The 16,487-nt window shown below is 69.6% G+C and carries 12 protein-coding genes; 9 read left to right on the forward strand and 3 right to left on the reverse strand.

Going from position 1 to position 16,487, the window contains the following annotated elements:
- Nucleotides 1-6 precede the first annotated feature (6 nt).
- Nucleotides 7-3,963, reverse strand: coding sequence for a type VII secretion protein EccCa (gene eccCa, locus ACGFYY_RS27520; protein WP_393713317.1), 3,957 nt, complete (start codon nt 3,961-3,963; stop codon nt 7-9).
- Nucleotides 3,964-4,159: 196 nt separating this feature from the next.
- Between eccCa and eccD the strand changes: the two genes are divergently transcribed.
- The 6 genes from eccD to ACGFYY_RS27550 all read left to right on the forward strand — a co-directional run bounded on the left by eccD (nt 4,160) and on the right by ACGFYY_RS27550 (nt 11,293).
- Nucleotides 4,160-5,668 (forward strand): type VII secretion integral membrane protein EccD, encoded by a 1,509-nt coding sequence (gene eccD, locus ACGFYY_RS27525; RefSeq protein WP_393713319.1) that lies wholly within the window; start codon nt 4,160-4,162, stop codon nt 5,666-5,668.
- A 185-nt stretch (nt 5,669-5,853) separates the two neighbouring features.
- The gene (gene rpsO, locus ACGFYY_RS27530; protein WP_033223037.1) at nt 5,854-6,141 is read left to right on the forward strand and encodes a 30S ribosomal protein S15; all 288 of its coding nucleotides are present in this window, start codon (nt 5,854-5,856) and stop codon (nt 6,139-6,141) included.
- 305 nt (nt 6,142-6,446) lie between these two features.
- The gene (locus ACGFYY_RS27535; protein ID WP_030718727.1) at nt 6,447-8,669 is read left to right on the forward strand and encodes a polyribonucleotide nucleotidyltransferase; all 2,223 of its coding nucleotides are present in this window, start codon (nt 6,447-6,449) and stop codon (nt 8,667-8,669) included.
- Nucleotides 8,666-10,045: a pitrilysin family protein gene (locus tag ACGFYY_RS27540; protein WP_365275339.1), complete on the forward strand. Its 1,380-nt coding sequence runs from the start codon at nt 8,666-8,668 to the stop codon at nt 10,043-10,045. The genes ACGFYY_RS27535 and ACGFYY_RS27540 overlap by 4 nt, the downstream gene beginning before the upstream one ends.
- Before the next feature lie 26 nt (nt 10,046-10,071).
- The gene (dapB, locus tag ACGFYY_RS27545; RefSeq protein ID WP_365275337.1) at nt 10,072-10,824 is read left to right on the forward strand and encodes a 4-hydroxy-tetrahydrodipicolinate reductase; all 753 of its coding nucleotides are present in this window, start codon (nt 10,072-10,074) and stop codon (nt 10,822-10,824) included.
- A gap of 16 nt (nt 10,825-10,840) precedes the next feature.
- Entirely contained in the window at nt 10,841-11,293 is a 453-nt protein-coding gene (locus tag ACGFYY_RS27550; RefSeq protein ID WP_365275334.1) for a hypothetical protein, read from the forward strand.
- Between the two features lie 35 nt (nt 11,294-11,328).
- Here ACGFYY_RS27550 and ACGFYY_RS27555 read toward each other — a convergent pair whose 3' ends face one another.
- Together ACGFYY_RS27555 and ACGFYY_RS27560 are read right to left on the reverse strand one after the other, a co-directional pair.
- The gene (locus ACGFYY_RS27555; RefSeq protein ID WP_393713323.1) at nt 11,329-11,895 is read right to left on the reverse strand and encodes a hypothetical protein; all 567 of its coding nucleotides are present in this window, start codon (nt 11,893-11,895) and stop codon (nt 11,329-11,331) included.
- A 48-nt stretch (nt 11,896-11,943) separates the two neighbouring features.
- Nucleotides 11,944-12,183, reverse strand: a complete 240-nt coding sequence (locus ACGFYY_RS27560; RefSeq protein ID WP_365275331.1) for a hypothetical protein — start codon at nt 12,181-12,183, stop codon at nt 11,944-11,946.
- Between the two features lie 233 nt (nt 12,184-12,416).
- Here ACGFYY_RS27560 and thyX point away from each other — a divergent pair, with 233 nt between their 5' ends.
- From thyX to ACGFYY_RS27575, 3 genes are all read left to right on the forward strand, one after another.
- Nucleotides 12,417-13,157 carry an FAD-dependent thymidylate synthase gene (thyX, locus tag ACGFYY_RS27565; RefSeq protein WP_365275328.1) on the forward strand — a complete coding sequence of 247 codons (741 nt, stop codon included), beginning with the start codon at nt 12,417-12,419 and terminating at the stop codon, nt 13,155-13,157.
- 200 nt (nt 13,158-13,357) lie between these two features.
- On the forward strand, nt 13,358-14,257 hold the full coding sequence (dapA, locus tag ACGFYY_RS27570) for a 4-hydroxy-tetrahydrodipicolinate synthase (protein ID WP_030766936.1): 900 nt from the start codon (nt 13,358-13,360) through the stop codon (nt 14,255-14,257).
- 124 nt (nt 14,258-14,381) lie between these two features.
- Nucleotides 14,382-16,067: a ribonuclease J gene (locus ACGFYY_RS27575; protein WP_365275325.1), complete on the forward strand. Its 1,686-nt coding sequence runs from the start codon at nt 14,382-14,384 to the stop codon at nt 16,065-16,067.
- Nucleotides 16,068-16,487 lie beyond the last annotated feature (420 nt).

Below are 16,487 nucleotides of genomic sequence, written 5' to 3' on the forward strand. Positions count from 1 at the left end.
AGGCGATCACATGTGGCCCGGCATCCGCCCGAGCTGCACCAGCGACGTGCCCCGCCTGCGCGTGGCGAAGTACGCCCGGCCCGGCGGCATCGGACGCGGCCGCACGGTACCGACGAGGTCGCCCTCGGACGGGTCCCCGGACAGCACGATGCCCTGCGCGCCCAGCTCCTTGATCCGCTGCATGAACGGCTCGTACATCGAACGCGAGGCACCCGCCGAGTTGCGGGCGATGATGAAGCGGACGCCCGTGTCCCGCGCGAACGGCAGGTACTCCACCAGCGGCGCCAGCGGATTGCCCTGACTGGTGGCCACCAGGTCGAAGTCGTCGATCACGATGTACACGTCGGGGCCCGTCCACCAGCTGCGGTCACGCAGCTGCTGCGGGGTGACGTCGGTCGGCGGCTGCCGGCGCGAGAACACCCCGCCCAGCGCCTCCATGTGCGTCTGCAGGGAGCTCGCCATCGGCGCGTACTCCAGCAGGTGCTCCTCCGGCAGTGCCCCGAGCAGGCCCCGCCGGTAGTCGCCGACGACCAGGCGCGCCTGGTCCGGCGTGTAGCGCTCGGAGATCTGCTTGGCGATGAGCCGCAGCAGGTTCGTCTTGCCCGACTCGCTCTCGCCGAAGACGAGGAGGAAGGGGTCGGTCTCGAAGTCGACGAACACCGGCTCCAGGTTCGTCTCGTCGATACCGATCGCGATGCCACGGTCGGGGTGCTCCCCGCCCTTGGGCAGCTGGTCGGAGTGGAGCAGCCGCGGCAGCAGCCGCACGCCCGGGGCCGCCTGCCCCGACCAGTTCTGCTTCACCGCCTCCACGAAGGCGGCCGTGGCCTCCGACAGGTCCCCCGCGTCGTGCGAGCCGTCGATCCGCGGCAGCGCGCCCAGGAAGTGCAGCTTCTCCGCCACCTGACCGCGGCCCGGCATCCCGGGCGGGACGTTCGCCGCGACCTTCCGGTCGAACTCGGAGTCCATGGTGTCGCCGAGCCGCAGCTCCAGCCGGCTCAGCATCTGGTCCTTGAGCGCGGCGCGGACCTCCATGTAGCGCGCCGCCGTGATCACCACGTGGATGCCGTAGCCCAGACCACGGGAGGCGATGTCCGTGACGATCTGCTCCAGGCCGTCGTACTCGCCCTTGAAGTTGCCCCAGCCGTCGACGATCAGGAACACGTCGCCCCACGGCTCACCGGGCAGGTCACCGGCGGCCCGGCGCCGCCGGTAGGTGCCGATCGAGTCGATGTTGTTCGCGCGGAAGAACTCCTCGCGACGGTTGAGGATGCCCCCCACCTCCGCGACCGTACGCCGGACCCGCTCCGGGTCCAGGCGCGAGGCGATCCCGCCCACGTGCGGCAGCTCCGAGACCGCCGACAGGCTGCCACCGCCGAAGTCCAGACCGTAGAACTGCACCTCGCGCGGGGTGTGGGTGAGTGCGAACGACGAGATCAGCGTCCTCATCAGCGTCGACTTGCCCGACTGCGGACCACCGACCACCATCAGATGGCCCGCCGCACCCGAGAAGTCCCGGTACAGCACCTCACGCCGCTGCTCGAACGGCTTGTCGATCAGGCCGAGCGGTACGACGAGCCCGCCGGGCCGCGTGTAGCCGTCCGCGTGCAGCCCGCGCTCCGCGCTCGGCGCCAGCGCCGGCAGCAACTGGTCCAGCGGCGGAGCCTGGTCGAGCGGCGGCAGCCACACCTGGTGCGCCGGCACCCCCTGACCCTCCAGCCGACTCACGATCACGTCCAGCACCGTGTCCGCCAGCGCGTCGTCGTCGCGCGACGACTGCGCCGCCAGGTACGCCGGGTCCGGGGCCGCGTACACCACCGGCACCGGGGCCGCCGTGAACAGCGCGGGACGCCGCTCCACCGGGAACTGCCCCACCGACAGGTCCGGCCCACCCGCGCGGTAGGTACCCGAGACGTACGCCGCCTTGAAGCGCGTCATCTCGTCCGTACCGAACTTCAGGTAGCCGGAACCGGGCACCGACGGCAGGTGGTAGGCGTCCGGCACGCCGATCGCGGTCCGCGACTCCGCCGCCGAGAAGGTCCGCAGACCGATCCGGTACGACAGATACGTGTCCAGGCCGCGCAGCTTGCCCTCCTCCAGACGCTGCGAGGCAAGCAAGAGGTGCACACCCAGCGAACGGCCGATGCGGCCGATCTGGATGAACATGTCGATGAAGTCCGGCTTCGCCGTCAGCAGCTCGCTGAACTCGTCGATGACCAGCACCAGCGAGGCCAGCGGCTCCAGCGGGGCGCCGGCCGCGCGGGCCTTCTCGTAGTCGTGGATGTTGGCGTAGTTGCCCGCCGAACGCAGCAGCTCCTGGCGGCGCTGCAGCTCACCGCGGATCGAGTCGCCCATGCGGTCCACGAGGGTGAGGTCGTCCGCCAGGTTGGTGATCACCGCCGCGACGTGCGGCATCTGCCCCATGCCCGTGAAGGTCGCACCACCCTTGAAGTCGGCGAGTACGAAGTTCAGGGTCTCCGAGGTGTGCGTGACCGCCAGGCCCAGCACCAGCGTGCGCAGCAGCTCCGACTTGCCGGAACCGGTCGCGCCCACGCACAGACCGTGCGGACCCATGCCCTCCTGCGCGGCCTCCTTCAGGTCCAGCATGACCGGAGCGCCGTCCTCGCCGACACCGATCGGCACGCGCAACCGCTCACCGGCCGACCTCGGCCGCCAGGTCCGCGCCACGTCGACCGCCGCCGCGTCCCCCAGGTTCAGCAGGTCGGTGAAGTCCAGATTGGCCAGCAGCGGCTCGTCGTCGTCCCCGCCGCCCGTGCGCATCGGCGCCAGCTGCCGGGCCAGTGCCTCCGCCGCGGGCAGCGACAGCGTGTCCGGCACGCCCTCGTACGCGACCCCAGCGCCCGACTCCAGACGCAGCCGACCGGGTCGCACCATGACCGACAGCCCACCGCGCTGCTCGTCCAGTTCGCCCGCGACCACCTCGACGATGGTGACGCCCTGCAGCCCCTCGGCCGCCGCGAACACCGAGTCCGGCGGCACCATGCCACCGTCCAGCACGACCACCAGGTGCGGCTGGTCCAGTACCGGGGACACCTCGCGGCTGAACCGCGGCCGGCTCTCCAGCCGCGAACCCAGCAGCCGCTCCAACTCGGTGAGGTCATCGCCGAACAGTCGCTTCGTACCGGCCCCGTCGACCTGACCCGGGACCTGCGTGTGCGGCAGCCACTTCGTCCAGTCCCACGAGGGCACCGCACCCGGCGCGGCCACCACGGCCACCATCAGGTCCTCGGGGGAGTGCAGCGTCGCCAACTGCGCCACCATCGCCCGCGCGGTACCGCGCGCCGACTCCGGCTCCCCGGACACCGTCACGTGGTAGAAGGCACGGATCGACAGCGCCATCGGCAGCCCGTCCAACGAGGAGTGCACCTTCAGGAACCGCTGCATCGCGCCGGCGGTCAGCGGCTCCAGCTCGTCCACCGGCGCGGTGTCCGGAGCCACCAGCGGGGTCGACAGGCGCTGCGCGCCCAGTCCGACCCGGGCCTGCCCGAAGTCCTGGTCGCCGACCCGCCGCTCCCACAGGCGCGAGCCCTCCGCCACCACCGACCACAACTGCTCGGGGGCCGGGTGCAGATACAGCTGCGCGTCGCGCTGCGCCCGCGCGGTCCGGCGTACCTGACGACGCGTCTGCGCGAGATATTTGAGGTAGTCCCGGCGGACATCGGCCATTTGCCCCTGCGTACCACGCCGGTGGCGCACCAACTGCGCCACCACCATGGCCACCGTCGACACCAGCATCAGCACGCCCATGATGCGCATGAAGGGGGCCGCGCCCGGCATGAAGAAGAAGACGACGGACGAGCCCATGCCGAGCATCGGCAGGAGCTGCATCAGCATGCCCTCCTGCTGCCCGCGCGGAAGTTCGGGCGGAGCTTCCAGCCGCAGCTCCTCCGCGGGAACCTCAGGCGGCAGGGACCGCGGCGGGCGTTTGACGACGATCTGGCTCACCGGAGCATCAATCCCTCGAAAACGGACGGGACGTCGCAACCGGCGCCCCCAAGTCCCGGGCGCGAAGGGGGTCTCCCCCACGCGACGGTGATCCTACTTGCCGACAGTCGGTCATAAGCCCGGTAGGGTGGCGCGCGCAGCATGCGCATCCGCGAATCGTCCGCCGGTGCGGGCACCAACCAGGGGGGTCACACAGGTGAGTACGGCCGGGACGACGGGTTTCTGCAGGGTCACCGTCGTGGCCCCCGACAGTCGCATCGACGTCGCCCTCCCCGAGGACATCGCCGTCGCCGACGTCTACCCCGAGCTGCTGCGCCTCACCGGCCAGACCCAGCCCGTCGGCGCACCGACCGGCTTCCACCTCGTACGCCGTTCCGGCACCGTCCTCGACGGCGCCCGGACCCTCGCCGGCCAGCAGGTGCTCGACGGCGAGGTGCTGAGCCTGCGCCCCTTCGCCGAGTCCCTGCCGCCCGCCGTGTTCGACGACGTGTCCGACGCCGTCGCCTCCGCCGTCGTCCGCGACCGGCACCGCTGGAGCGACGACATGCTGCGCGGCGCGGGCCTGGCAGGCGCCGCCGTGCTGCTCGTCATGCTCGGCTTCGTCCTCTGGTACGCCGACCCGCTGCGCCACGACATGCACGGCCTGCCCGGCATCATCGCCGGCGCCGTCGGCATCCTGCTCACCGCCGTCGCCGGCGTGCGCGCCCGGGTCTACCGAGACCGGCTCTCCGCCGTCGCGCTCGGCCTCGGCGCCCTCCCGCACCTGATGATCGCCGGCTCCGGGATCATCGCCCCGGCCGTCGGCCAGGGCCCCGGCCGCCTCCAGTTCCTGCTCGGCTGCGTCTGCGCCCTGGTCGCCTCCGTCGCCCTGGTCGCGCTCACCCCGAGCGGCGACGCCCCCTTCGTCGCGGCCACCTTCGTCGCCGCCACCGGAACCCTCGCCACCTTCGTGGCCATCGCCACCGAGGCGTCCGCCACCGACGCCGCCGCCGTCTGCGCGCCCGTCGCCATCGGCCTCGTCGCCTTCCTTCCCGGCCTCTCCGCCCGCTTCGCCCGGCTGCCCATCGGCTACGCCGCCCCGCAGAGCGCCGTCGAGGATTACGAGACCCCGGACCGCTACGAGACCGAGCCCTACGGTGAGCAGACCGGCCTCGACCAGCACGAGGCGGCCGGTACGCCGCTCGACGCCGAGGCCATCGCCGCCCAGGCCCGCCGCGGCCACGAGATGCTGCTCGGCCTGGTCGGCGGCTGCGCCGCGGTCGCCGTCGGCGCCGCCGCCGTCCTCGGCTTCTCCGAGAACACCTGGGGCCGCCTGCTGGCGCTCGCCACCGGCCTCGCGATGCTCCTGCGCGCCCGCCTCTTCCGTTACACCTCCCAGGTGGTCTGCGCCCTGACCGCGGGCCTCCTCGCCATCGCCCTGCTCATCCTGGGCATGGCCCTGCACCCGCCGACCCACCTGCTCGAAGACCTCCTGCTGAAGCACGACAGCAGCGGCCTGGACCTCCGGACGATCTGGCTGACCGCCGCCGTCGCGGCCGGCGCCGCCCTCCTCGCCGGAATTGCGCTGGTCATACCCCGCAAGGGTCTGTCACCCTTCTGGGGGCGGCTGCTCGACCTCACCGAGGCGGCGGTCCTGCTCAGCCTCGTACCCCTTACTTTGGCCGTGCTGGACGTCTACTCCCGCGCCAGGTCTCTCACCAGCTGAGACGTGGCGGAGCGGCAGCCTGGTACGCTGTGTGACGGCCGTTTGTGTACGCGTCCCCCGGACTCCTCGACAAGAGGGTCTGTGGACTGCGCTCAGCGGACCCCGCCTCCCGAGTAACGGAAGCTCCCCAGAGACTCAGACCTGGGGCACTCGGTGGCAACGAAGACCTATCACGAGGAGTACGCGTGCCGCTCGACGCCGCTACGAAGAAGCAGATCATCACCGAGTTCGGTGCCAAGGAGGGCGACACCGGCTCCCCCGAGGTCCAGGTCGCGATGCTCTCCCGCCGCATCTCGGACCTGACCGAGCACCTCCGGACGCACAAGCACGACCACCACTCCCGTCGTGGTCTGCTGATCCTGGTCGGCCAGCGTCGCCGCCTGCTGCAGTACCTGGCCAAGAAGGACATCCAGCGCTTCCGTGCGCTGGTCGAGCGCCTCGGCATCCGCCGCGGTGCGGCCGGCGCCAAGTAAGACGTGTGAAGGGAGCGGTTCCCACATCCGGGGGCCGCTCCCTTTGCTGTACGTGCGGGACGGACCGGACCCTTTGTAGTCTGGAACGGACGCACGTGTACGTCCGACGACGAGACGTGCACAACTGAAGAGGAGGAGCGCCCTCCCAAGCCGCCGGTCCTCGGTAGTGGCACCCGGAATGCCCCGAAGGGCAACGAACCGGGTGCTTCGATCGAAGACCGGCCCGCACGCCAGGAGCGCTTCTCCGCAACCGTCCACCGCCACACGGGCGGCGGACGGAGACGACGAAAATGGAGAAAACGCTAGTGGAGAACGAGACCCACTACGCCGAGGCCGTCATTGACAACGGTTCCTTCGGCACCCGCACCATCCGCTTCGAGACGGGCCGTCTGGCCCGCCAGGCCGCCGGCTCCGCCGTTGCCTACCTGGACGACGACACGATGGTGCTGTCCGCCACCACCGCGTCGAAGAAGCCCAAGGACCAGCTCGACTTCTTCCCCCTGACGGTGGACGTCGAGGAGCGGCAGTACGCGGCCGGCAAGATCCCCGGCTCCTTCTTCCGCCGTGAGGGCCGCCCCTCCGAGGACGCGATCCTCACCTGCCGCCTGATCGACCGCCCGCTGCGCCCGTCCTTCAAGAAGGGCCTGCGCAACGAGATCCAGGTCGTCGCCACGATCATGGCGCTCAACCCCGACCACCTGTACGACGTCGTCGCGATCAACGCCGCGTCCGCGTCCACCCAGCTGGCCGGTCTGCCCTTCTCCGGCCCGATCGGCGGCGTCCGCGTCGCGCTGATCCGCGGTCAGTGGGTCGCGTTCCCGACGCACACCGAGCTCGAGGACGCCGTCTTCGACATGGTCGTCGCCGGTCGCGTCCTGGAGGACGGCGACGTCGCGATCATGATGGTCGAGGCCGAGGCCACCGAGAAGACGATCGCCCTCGTCAAGGGCGGCGCCGAGGCGCCGACCGAGGAGGTCGTGGCCGCCGGTCTCGACGCCTCGAAGCCCTTCATCAAGGTCCTCTGCAAGGCCCAGTCGGACCTGGCCGCCAAGGCCGCCAAGCCCGAGGGTGAGTTCCCGGTCTTCCTGGACTACCAGGACGACGTGTACGAGGCCCTCGCGGCCGCCGTCAAGGGTGAGCTCTCCCAGGCGCTGACCATCGCGGGCAAGCAGGACCGCGAGGCCGAGCTGGACCGCGTCAAGGAGATCGCCGCCGAGAAGCTCCTCCCGGCCTTCGAAGGCCGCGAGAAGGAGATCTCCGCCGCCTACCGCAGCCTGACCAAGGCCCTGGTGCGCGAGCGCGTCATCAAGGACAAGGTCCGCATCGACGGCCGCGGGATCACGGACATCCGTACCCTCGCCGCCGAGGTCGAGGCCATCCCGCGCGTGCACGGCTCGGCGCTGTTCGAGCGTGGCGAGACCCAGATCCTGGGCGTCACCACCCTCAACATGCTCCGCATGGAGCAGCAGCTGGACACCCTCTCCCCGGTGACCCGCAAGCGCTACATGCACAACTACAACTTCCCGCCGTACTCCGTCGGCGAGACCGGCCGCGTCGGTTCGCCGAAGCGCCGCGAGATCGGCCACGGCGCGCTCGCCGAGCGCGCGATCGTGCCGGTCCTCCCGACCCGCGAGGAGTTCCCCTACGCGATCCGTCAGGTGTCCGAGGCCCTCGGCTCCAACGGTTCGACGTCCATGGGCTCGGTCTGCGCCTCCACCATGTCGCTGCTGAACGCCGGTGTGCCCCTCAAGGCCCCCGTCGCCGGTATCGCCATGGGTCTGATCTCCCAGGAGATCGACGGCAAGACGCACTACGTCGCCCTCACCGACATCCTCGGTGCGGAGGACGCCTTCGGCGACATGGACTTCAAGGTCGCCGGCACCAAGGAGTTCGTCACCGCCCTCCAGCTGGACACCAAGCTGGACGGCATCCCGGCCTCCGTCCTGGCCGCGGCCCTCAAGCAGGCCCGCGACGCCCGCCTCCACATCCTCGACGTGATGATGGAAGCGATCGACACGCCGGACGCCATGTCCCCGTTCGCCCCCCGGATCATCACCGTCAAGATCCCGGTGGACAAGATCGGTGAGGTCATCGGGCCCAAGGGCAAGATGATCAACCAGATCCAGGAGGACACCGGCGCCGAGATCACGATCGAGGACGACGGCACCATCTACATCGGTGCCTCCGACGGCCCGGCCGCCGAGGCCGCCCGCGCCACGATCAACTCGATCGCCAACCCGACCATGCCGGAGGTCGGCGAGCGCTACCTGGGTACGGTCGTCAAGACCACCACCTTCGGTGCCTTCGTCTCCCTCATGCCCGGCAAGGACGGCCTGCTGCACATCTCGCAGATCCGCAAGCTCGCCGGTGGCAAGCGCGTGGAGAACGTCGAGGACGTGCTCGCGGTCGGTACCAAGGTCCAGGTCGAGATCGCCGAGATCGACCAGCGCGGCAAGCTCTCGCTGGTCCCCGTGATCGACGGCGAGACCGCCGGTGACGACGCTGACAAGGACGACTCCGACAAGTGATGTCGCGTAGTTCCCGTGTGACGGCCCGCCCCTCTTCGGAGGGGCGGGCCGTCGCCCGTACCCAAACCCTCCTCAAGGGCAGCAACGGCATCGGCACCGTCCGCCGCACGGTCCTGCCCGGCGGACTGCGCATCGTCACCGAGACGCTGCCCTCCGTCCGCTCCGCCACCTTCGGTATCTGGGCGCACGTCGGCTCCCGTGACGAGACGCCCACGCTGAACGGCGCCACGCACTACCTGGAGCACCTCCTCTTCAAGGGCACCCACAAGCGCAGTGCCCTCGACATCTCCTCCGCGATCGACGCGGTCGGCGGCGAGATGAACGCCTTCACGGCGAAGGAGTACACCTGCTACTACGCCCGGGTGCTCGACACCGACCTGCCGCTGGCCATCGACGTGGTCTGCGACATGCTCACCGGTTCGCTGATCCGCGAAGAGGACGTCGACGCCGAGCGCGGGGTCATCCTCGAAGAGATCGCGATGACCGAGGACGACCCGGGCGACGTGGTGCACGACCTGTTCGCGCAGACCATGTACGGGGACACCCCCCTGGGGCGGCCGGTCCTCGGCACCGTCGACACGATCAACGCGCTCGGCGCCGACCGGATCCGTCGCTTCTACAAGAAGCACTACGACCCGACGCACCTGGTCGTGGCCGCGGCCGGCAACGTCGACCACAACAAGGTCGTACGCCAGGTCCGAGCCGCCTTCGAGAAGGCCGGCGCGCTGACCCGTACCGACGCGGAGCCGATCGGCCCGCGCACCGGCACCAAGCGCATCCGCACCGCCGGCCACGTCGAACTGGTGAACCGCAAGACCGAGCAGGCCCACGTGGTCCTCGGCATGCCCGGCCTCGCCCGTACCGACGAGCGCCGCTGGGCGCTCGGCGTGCTGAACACCGCCCTCGGCGGCGGCATGTCCTCGCGCCTCTTCCAGGAGGTCCGGGAGAAGCGCGGCCTGGCCTACAGCGTGTACTCGTACACCTCGGGCTTCGCCGACACCGGCCTCTTCGGCGTGTACGCGGGCTGCCGCCCCAACCAGGTGCACGACGTGCTCCGGATCTGCCGCGACGAGCTCGACAAGGTCGCGACCGAAGGACTGGCCGACGACGAGATCAAGCGGGCCGTCGGCCAGCTCTCGGGGTCCACCGTCCTCGGCCTGGAGGACACCGGCGCGATCATGAACCGCATCGGCAAGAGCGAGCTGTGCTGGGGAGACCAGATGTCGGTCGACGACATGCTGGCCCGGATCGCCGCCGTGACCCCGGACGACGTCCGCTCGGTCGCACAGGATGTACTGGCACAGCGGCCCTCGCTCGCGGTGATCGGCCCGCTGAAGGAGAAGCAGGCCGCCCGTCTCGACGAAGCGGTCGCCTAGTTCCGTACGGCAAGTAAGGAAGCGATATGAGCAAGCTGCGCGTGGCGGTCCTCGGGGCCCAGGGCCGGATCGGCGCCGAGGCCGTCAAGGCGGTCGAGGCTGCCGAGGACATGGAACTGGTGGCGGCGCTCGGCCGCGGCGACAAGCTGGAGACGCTGGCCGACGCCGGCGCCCAGGTCGCGGTCGAGCTGACCACCCCGGCATCGGTGATGGGGAACCTGGACTTCCTCATCCGCCACAACATCCACGGAGTGGTCGGTACCACCGGCTGGACCGAGGACCGCCTCGCGCAGCTGGGCACCTGGCTCGACGGCGCACCGGAGACCGGTGTGCTCATCGCCCCGAACTTCTCCATCGGCGCCGTCCTCACGATGAAGTTCGCCGCCCAGGCCGCCCGCTACTTCGAGTCCGTCGAGGTCGTCGAGCTGCACCACCCCAACAAGGTCGACGCCCCCTCCGGCACGGCGACCCGTACGGCGCAGCTCATCGCGGCTGCCCGCGCCGAGGCCGGCCTCGGCGCCCAGCCCGACGCCACCGCCACCGCGCTCGACGGCGCGCGCGGCGCGGACGTCGACGGCGTTCCGGTGCACGCCGTCCGCCTGCGTGGCCTGCTGGCCCACCAGGAGGTGCTGCTCGGCGGCGAGGGCGAGACCCTGACCATCCGTCACGATTCCCTGCACCACAGCAGCTTCATGCCGGGCATCCTGCTCGGCGTGCGCCGCGTGACGCAGACCCCGGGCCTCACGTTCGGCCTGGAACACTTCCTCGACCTGGGCTGACCGGACTGATTTCACGATGCGCGCGAAGATCACGTACTTCATCACGGCCGCCGTCCTGGTGGTCTACTTCGTCCTGGTCGGCAGCCGGGGCCTGATGCTCATCGAGCACGGCACCTGGCTCACCGTCACCTTCGGTGTGGCCGTGCTGATCCTGCCGGTCATCGGCGTCTGGTTCCTCTGGCAGAACACCCGGTTCGTCACACGGGCCAACCTTCTCGCCACCGAGCTGGAGTCCGAGGGCGGACTGCCCGTCGACGAGCTGGAGCGGGACAAGTACGGGCGGATCCTGCGGGATTCCGCCGACGAGGTCTTCGCGCGCCGCAAGGCCGAGACCGAGGACGCGCCGGGGGACTGGCGCAGCTGGTTCCGCCTCGCCGTCGCCTACCACGACGCCCGGGACACCCCGCGGGCGCGCAAGGCGATGCAGCGGGCGATCGCCCTGCACGACAAGAAGCCCGTACAGGTCTGATCCCTGTACGGGCTTCCCGGGGCGGTTCGGGCCGGTCAGGCGGCCACGGGCCGGTACTCGTCGGCCCAGGCACCCACCGTGTCGGCGGCCCGGTCGAAGGCCTCGGTGCGCGACAGGAAGTCGGCGTTGTGGTCGGTCAGCAGTACCGGCGCCTCCGCACCGTCCTGCGCGGCCATCGTCAGCGCCTGTCCCTGCACGGTCCTCGGCAGTCCGAGCCAGCGCACCGGCTGCTGCACCGTGCGCAGTTCGCCGATCTCGCTCCACGCGGTGGTGCGGGTCATGAAGAACCCCACCCGGCGCAGCCCCGCGGGGCTCACCCATACCCCGATGCGCAGGGTCTGCACCGCCGACCCGACGACCGCGAGCGCGGCGACCAGGCAGATCACGGCCCCGCCCGCACCGCCCGCGAACGCGACGATCATCGTGGCCAGCAGCATGAAGGCCGACAGCAGGAGCAGCAACGCGCCGATGCCCACGCGCCAGGGGCCGGGCCGGTAGGGCCTGCGCCAGCGGTCCTGGTCGGCATGGGCCAGGATCTCGTCGCCGTCGCCGTCGTCATCCACATCGGATACGCCGTCGGCCGTCAGGAAGGGCAGGGGCACGGCTGGACCTCACTCACATGCACGTTCGGTTGGGCTGTGCCCGTGAGGCTACCGTCCCTGGGACGCCTCCGACTGCTGTGACTTCTCCGGCGCCTTGCTCGGCTGCAGTGCGGGCATACCGAGGAGCAGCGAGCCGGCGAGCCCCGCGACCACGGTCAGTCCGACCAGAGTACGGGCGACCAACTGGGTCCTCCCCAGACGCTCCCGCGGCGGCGGAGTGACGTTGCTTCGGAAACGGTCGGCGTCGGAGACGAAGGCGAACGGGACGGGTTCGCGCCGGAGGAACATCAGAGCGAATCTCCTCGGGGTGGAGGGGCGTGGGTTCTGCCAGGTAGGACGTACGGGCCCGCCAATTGGTGCCGGATTTCGGGACATCAGGGAAAATTCATGGCTGTGCGTCAGCTGTACGACACCCCGCGCGGAGCCGGTGCGCACCCGGTCGCCGCGTGCGTCCGCGCAGGCCGCACGAGGGGCGCCGTAGAGTGGGCGCGCCCCAGGACGCACGTTTGGAAGGACCCCCGGTGAGCGAAATCGCCGCTTCAGATCTGAAACCCAGCTTCCGCAGTGACGTGACGGTGGAGCTGGTGAAGCACTCCGCCGCCGACTCCGACGTACTGTGGGCCGCTCGCGTCTCCACGGCCGGCGAGCAGTCGCTGGAGGAGCTGCAGAAGGACCCGGAGCGCTCCAAGGGCCTCATCAACTATCTGATGCGCGATCGCCACGGCAGCCCGTTCGAGCACAACTCGATGACTTTCTTCATCAGCGCCCCGATCTTCGTCTTCCGTGAGTTCATGCGTCACCGCGTGGGCTGGTCCTACAACGAGGAGTCGGGCCGCTACAGGGAGCTCGAACCGGTCTTCTACGTCCCGGACGCCGAGCGCAAGCTGGTCCAGGAGGGCCGCCCGGGCAAGTACGTCTTCGTGGAGGGCACCCAGGCGCAGCAGGAGCTCACCGGCCGCGTCATGGAGGACTCCTACGTGCGGGCCTACGAGGCCTACCGCGAGATGCTCGCCGCGGGCGTGGCCCGGGAGGTTGCCCGTTCGGTCCTGCCGGTCGGTCTTTTCTCGTCGATGTACGCCACCTGCAACGCGCGCTCGCTGATGCACTTCCTCGGTCTGCGGACGCAGCACGAGCTCGCGGCGGTCCCGTCCTTCCCGCAGCGGGAGATCGAGATGGTGGGCGAGAAGATGGAGCAGCACTGGGCGAAGCTCATGCCGCTGACGTACTCGGCCTTCAACGGCAACGGCCGCGTTGCCCCGTAAGGGCCGGTACACCCGCGACGCACAGATGTACGGCGTCAAGTCCTAAGTGTCCGTATTGCGACGTTTCGTAAAGTTCATCTAGGCTGATCAAACGGACCCGGCACTGCTTGAACCCCCGAGCAGGCAGTGCCGGCGTCCAACACCCCGTTGACGTCCCCCGAGGGGACACCGCGAGCATGGCAGCGAGTAGCGTGTTACCCATGGCTCCGATCTCGACTCCGCAGACCCCCTTCGGGCGGGTCCTCACCGCCATGATCACGCCGTTCACGGCGGATGGCGTACTCGACCTCGACGGCGCGCAGCGGCTCGCCGTCCACCTGGTGGACGCAGGCAACGACGGCCTGATCATCAACGGCACCACCGGTGAGTCGCCGACCACCACCGACGCGGAGAAAAACGACCTCGTACGAGCCGTGCTCGAAGCCGTCGGAGACCGCGCCCACGTGGTCGCCGGTATCGGCACCAACGACACCCGTCACACCCTCGAGCTGGCCCGCCAGGCCGAGCGCACCGGTGCCCACGGACTGCTCGCCGTCACCCCGTACTACAGCAAGCCGCCGCAGGAAGGCCTCTTCCGGCACTTCACGGCGATCGCCGACGCGACCGAGCTGCCGGTCATGCTCTACGACATCCCCGGCCGCAGTGGTGTCCCGATCGACACCGAAACCCTGGTCCGGCTGGCCGAGCACCCCCGTATCGTTGCCAACAAGGACGCCAAGGGCGACCTCGGTCGAGCGAGCTGGGCCATCGCACAGAGCGGCCTGGCCTGGTACTCGGGCGACGACATGCTGAACCTGCCGCTCCTGTCGATCGGCGCGGCCGGATTCGTCTCCGTGGTCAGCCACGTGGTCACCCCCGAGCTGCGCGCCATGCTGGAGGCTCACCTGGGCGGAGACGTCCAGAAGGCGACCGAGATCCACCAGAAGCTGCTCCCGATCTTCACCGGCATGTTCCGTACCCAGGGTGTGATGACCACCAAGGGCGCGCTGAACCTGCAGGGCCTGCCCGCGGGCCCGCTGCGGCTCCCGCTGATCGAGCTGACCGCCGAAGAGACGGCCCAGCTCAAGATCGATCTTGCCGCCGGCGGGGTACAGCTCTGACAACAGACTTCACAACTGAATAAGCACGGACAACCACATACCGAACAGACAACAGCAAGTGCACGAATGACATGCGCGCCACGTGCCTTCCGGGGTACGTGGCGTGCGTGGTGAGGAGACACTTTTGAGCCATCCGCATCCGGAACTCGGTCCGCCGCCGAAGCTGCCCAAGGGCGGCCTCAGAGTCACCCCGCTGGGTGGTCTCGGCGAGATCGGCCGCAACATGACCGTCTTCGAGTACGACGGCCGTCTGCTGATCGTCGACTGCGGCGTCCTCTTCCCCGAGGAGGAGCAGCCGGGCATCGACCTGATCCTGCCGGACTTCACGTCCATCCGGGACCGCCTCGACGACATCGACGGCATCGTCCTCACGCACGGCCACGAGGACCACATCGGCGCCGTCCCCTACCTCCTCCGGGAGAAGGCGGACATCCCGCTCATCGGCTCCAAGCTGACGCTGGCCCTCATCGAGGCGAAGCTCCAGGAGCACCGCATCCGCCCCTACACCCTCGAGGTGAAGGAAGGCGAGCGCGAGGCCCTCGGCCCGTTCGACTGCGAGTTCATCGCGGTCAACCACTCCATCCCGGACGCCCTGGCCGTGGCCATCCGTACCGGCGCCGGCATGGTCGTGGCCACCGGCGACTTCAAGATGGACCAGCTCCCGCTGGACAAGCGCCTGACCGACCTGCACGCCTTCGCGCGTCTGAGCGAAGAGGGCATCGACCTCCTTCTCTCCGACTCCACGAACGCCGAGGTCCCGGGCTTCGTCCCGCCGGAGCGCGACATCTCCAACGCCATCCGCGGGGTCTTCGCGGGTGCCCAGAAGCGGATCATCGTGGCGTCGTTCGCCAGCCACGTGCACCGCATCCAGCAGATCCTCGACGCCGCCCACGAGTACGGCCGCCGGGTCGCCTTCGTCGGCCGTTCGATGGTCCGCAACATGGGCATCGCCCGTGACCTGGGCTATCTGAAGGTCCCGGCCGGTCTCGTCGTCGACGTCAAGACCCTCGACGACCTGCCGGACGACGAGGTCGTGCTGGTCTGCACGGGTTCGCAGGGCGAGCCGATGGCGGCCCTGTCCCGCATGGCCAACCGAGACCACCAGATCCGGATCGTCCCCGGCGACACCGTGATCCTGGCGTCGTCCCTGATCCCGGGCAACGAGAACGCGGTCTACCGCGTGATCAACGGCCTGACCCGCTGGGGCGCCAACGTCGTGCACAAGGGCAACGCCAAGGTGCACGTCTCGGGCCACGCCTCGGCCGGCGAGCTGCTGTACTTCTACAACATCTGCAAGCCGCGGAACCTGATGCCGGTCCACGGCGAGTGGCGCCACCTGCGCGCCAACGCCGAGCTCGGTGCCATGACGGGCGTCCCGAAGGACCGCATCGTCATCGCCGAGGACGGCGTGGTCGTCGACCTGATCGACGGCAAGGCCCGGATCTCCGGCAAGGTCCAGGCCGGCTACGTGTACGTGGACGGCCTGTCGGTCGGCGACGTCACGGAGGCCTCGCTCAAGGACCGCCGGATCCTCGGCGACGAGGGCATCATCTCGGTCTACGTCGTGGTGGACAGCACCACCGGCAAGGTCGTCAGCGGCCCGAACATCCAGGCCCGCGGCTCCGGCATCGAGGACTCGGCGTTCTCCTCGGTCATCCCGAAGATCGAGGAAGCCATCGCCCGCGCCGCGGCCGACGGCGTCGCCGAGCCGCACCAGATCCAGCAGCTCATCCGCCGCACGATGGGCAAGTGGGTCTCGGACGGCTACCGCCGCCGGCCGATGATCCTGCCGGTCGTCGTCGAGGTCTGACCCTCGCCGTAGCGACCGAACGGGAGCGGGGCAACCGGATTTGCATCCGGGGGTCCCGCTCCAGTACGTTTACGTCTCCACCTCGCACGGCACCCCGGCACACACGTGTGTCCGGACGCGCCATGCGGGCGGGTGGGAATGCAAGACCCAGGGAGACCTGATAAAGTCTGATCCGCCCGAAAGGGAAAGGCCCGTCCAACGGCCACCGAATTCAAATCCAGCCCGGTAACGGCACGGAAATGGTCTGGTAAGGTTGGAATCGCTGGAAAGGGAAAACGCGAAAGCGAATACCTGGAAAGCGCCGAGGAAGTCGGACGCGAAAGAGTCTGATAGAGTCGGAAACGCAAGAACAGAACGAAAGCCCGGAGGAAAGCCCCAGCGGATGTCGCGGGGGTGAGTACGAAGGAAGCGTCCGTTCCT

The sequence above is a fragment of the Streptomyces sp. NPDC048331 genome (genome assembly GCF_043201215.1).
GTDB lineage: Bacteria > Actinomycetota > Actinomycetes > Streptomycetales > Streptomycetaceae > Streptomyces.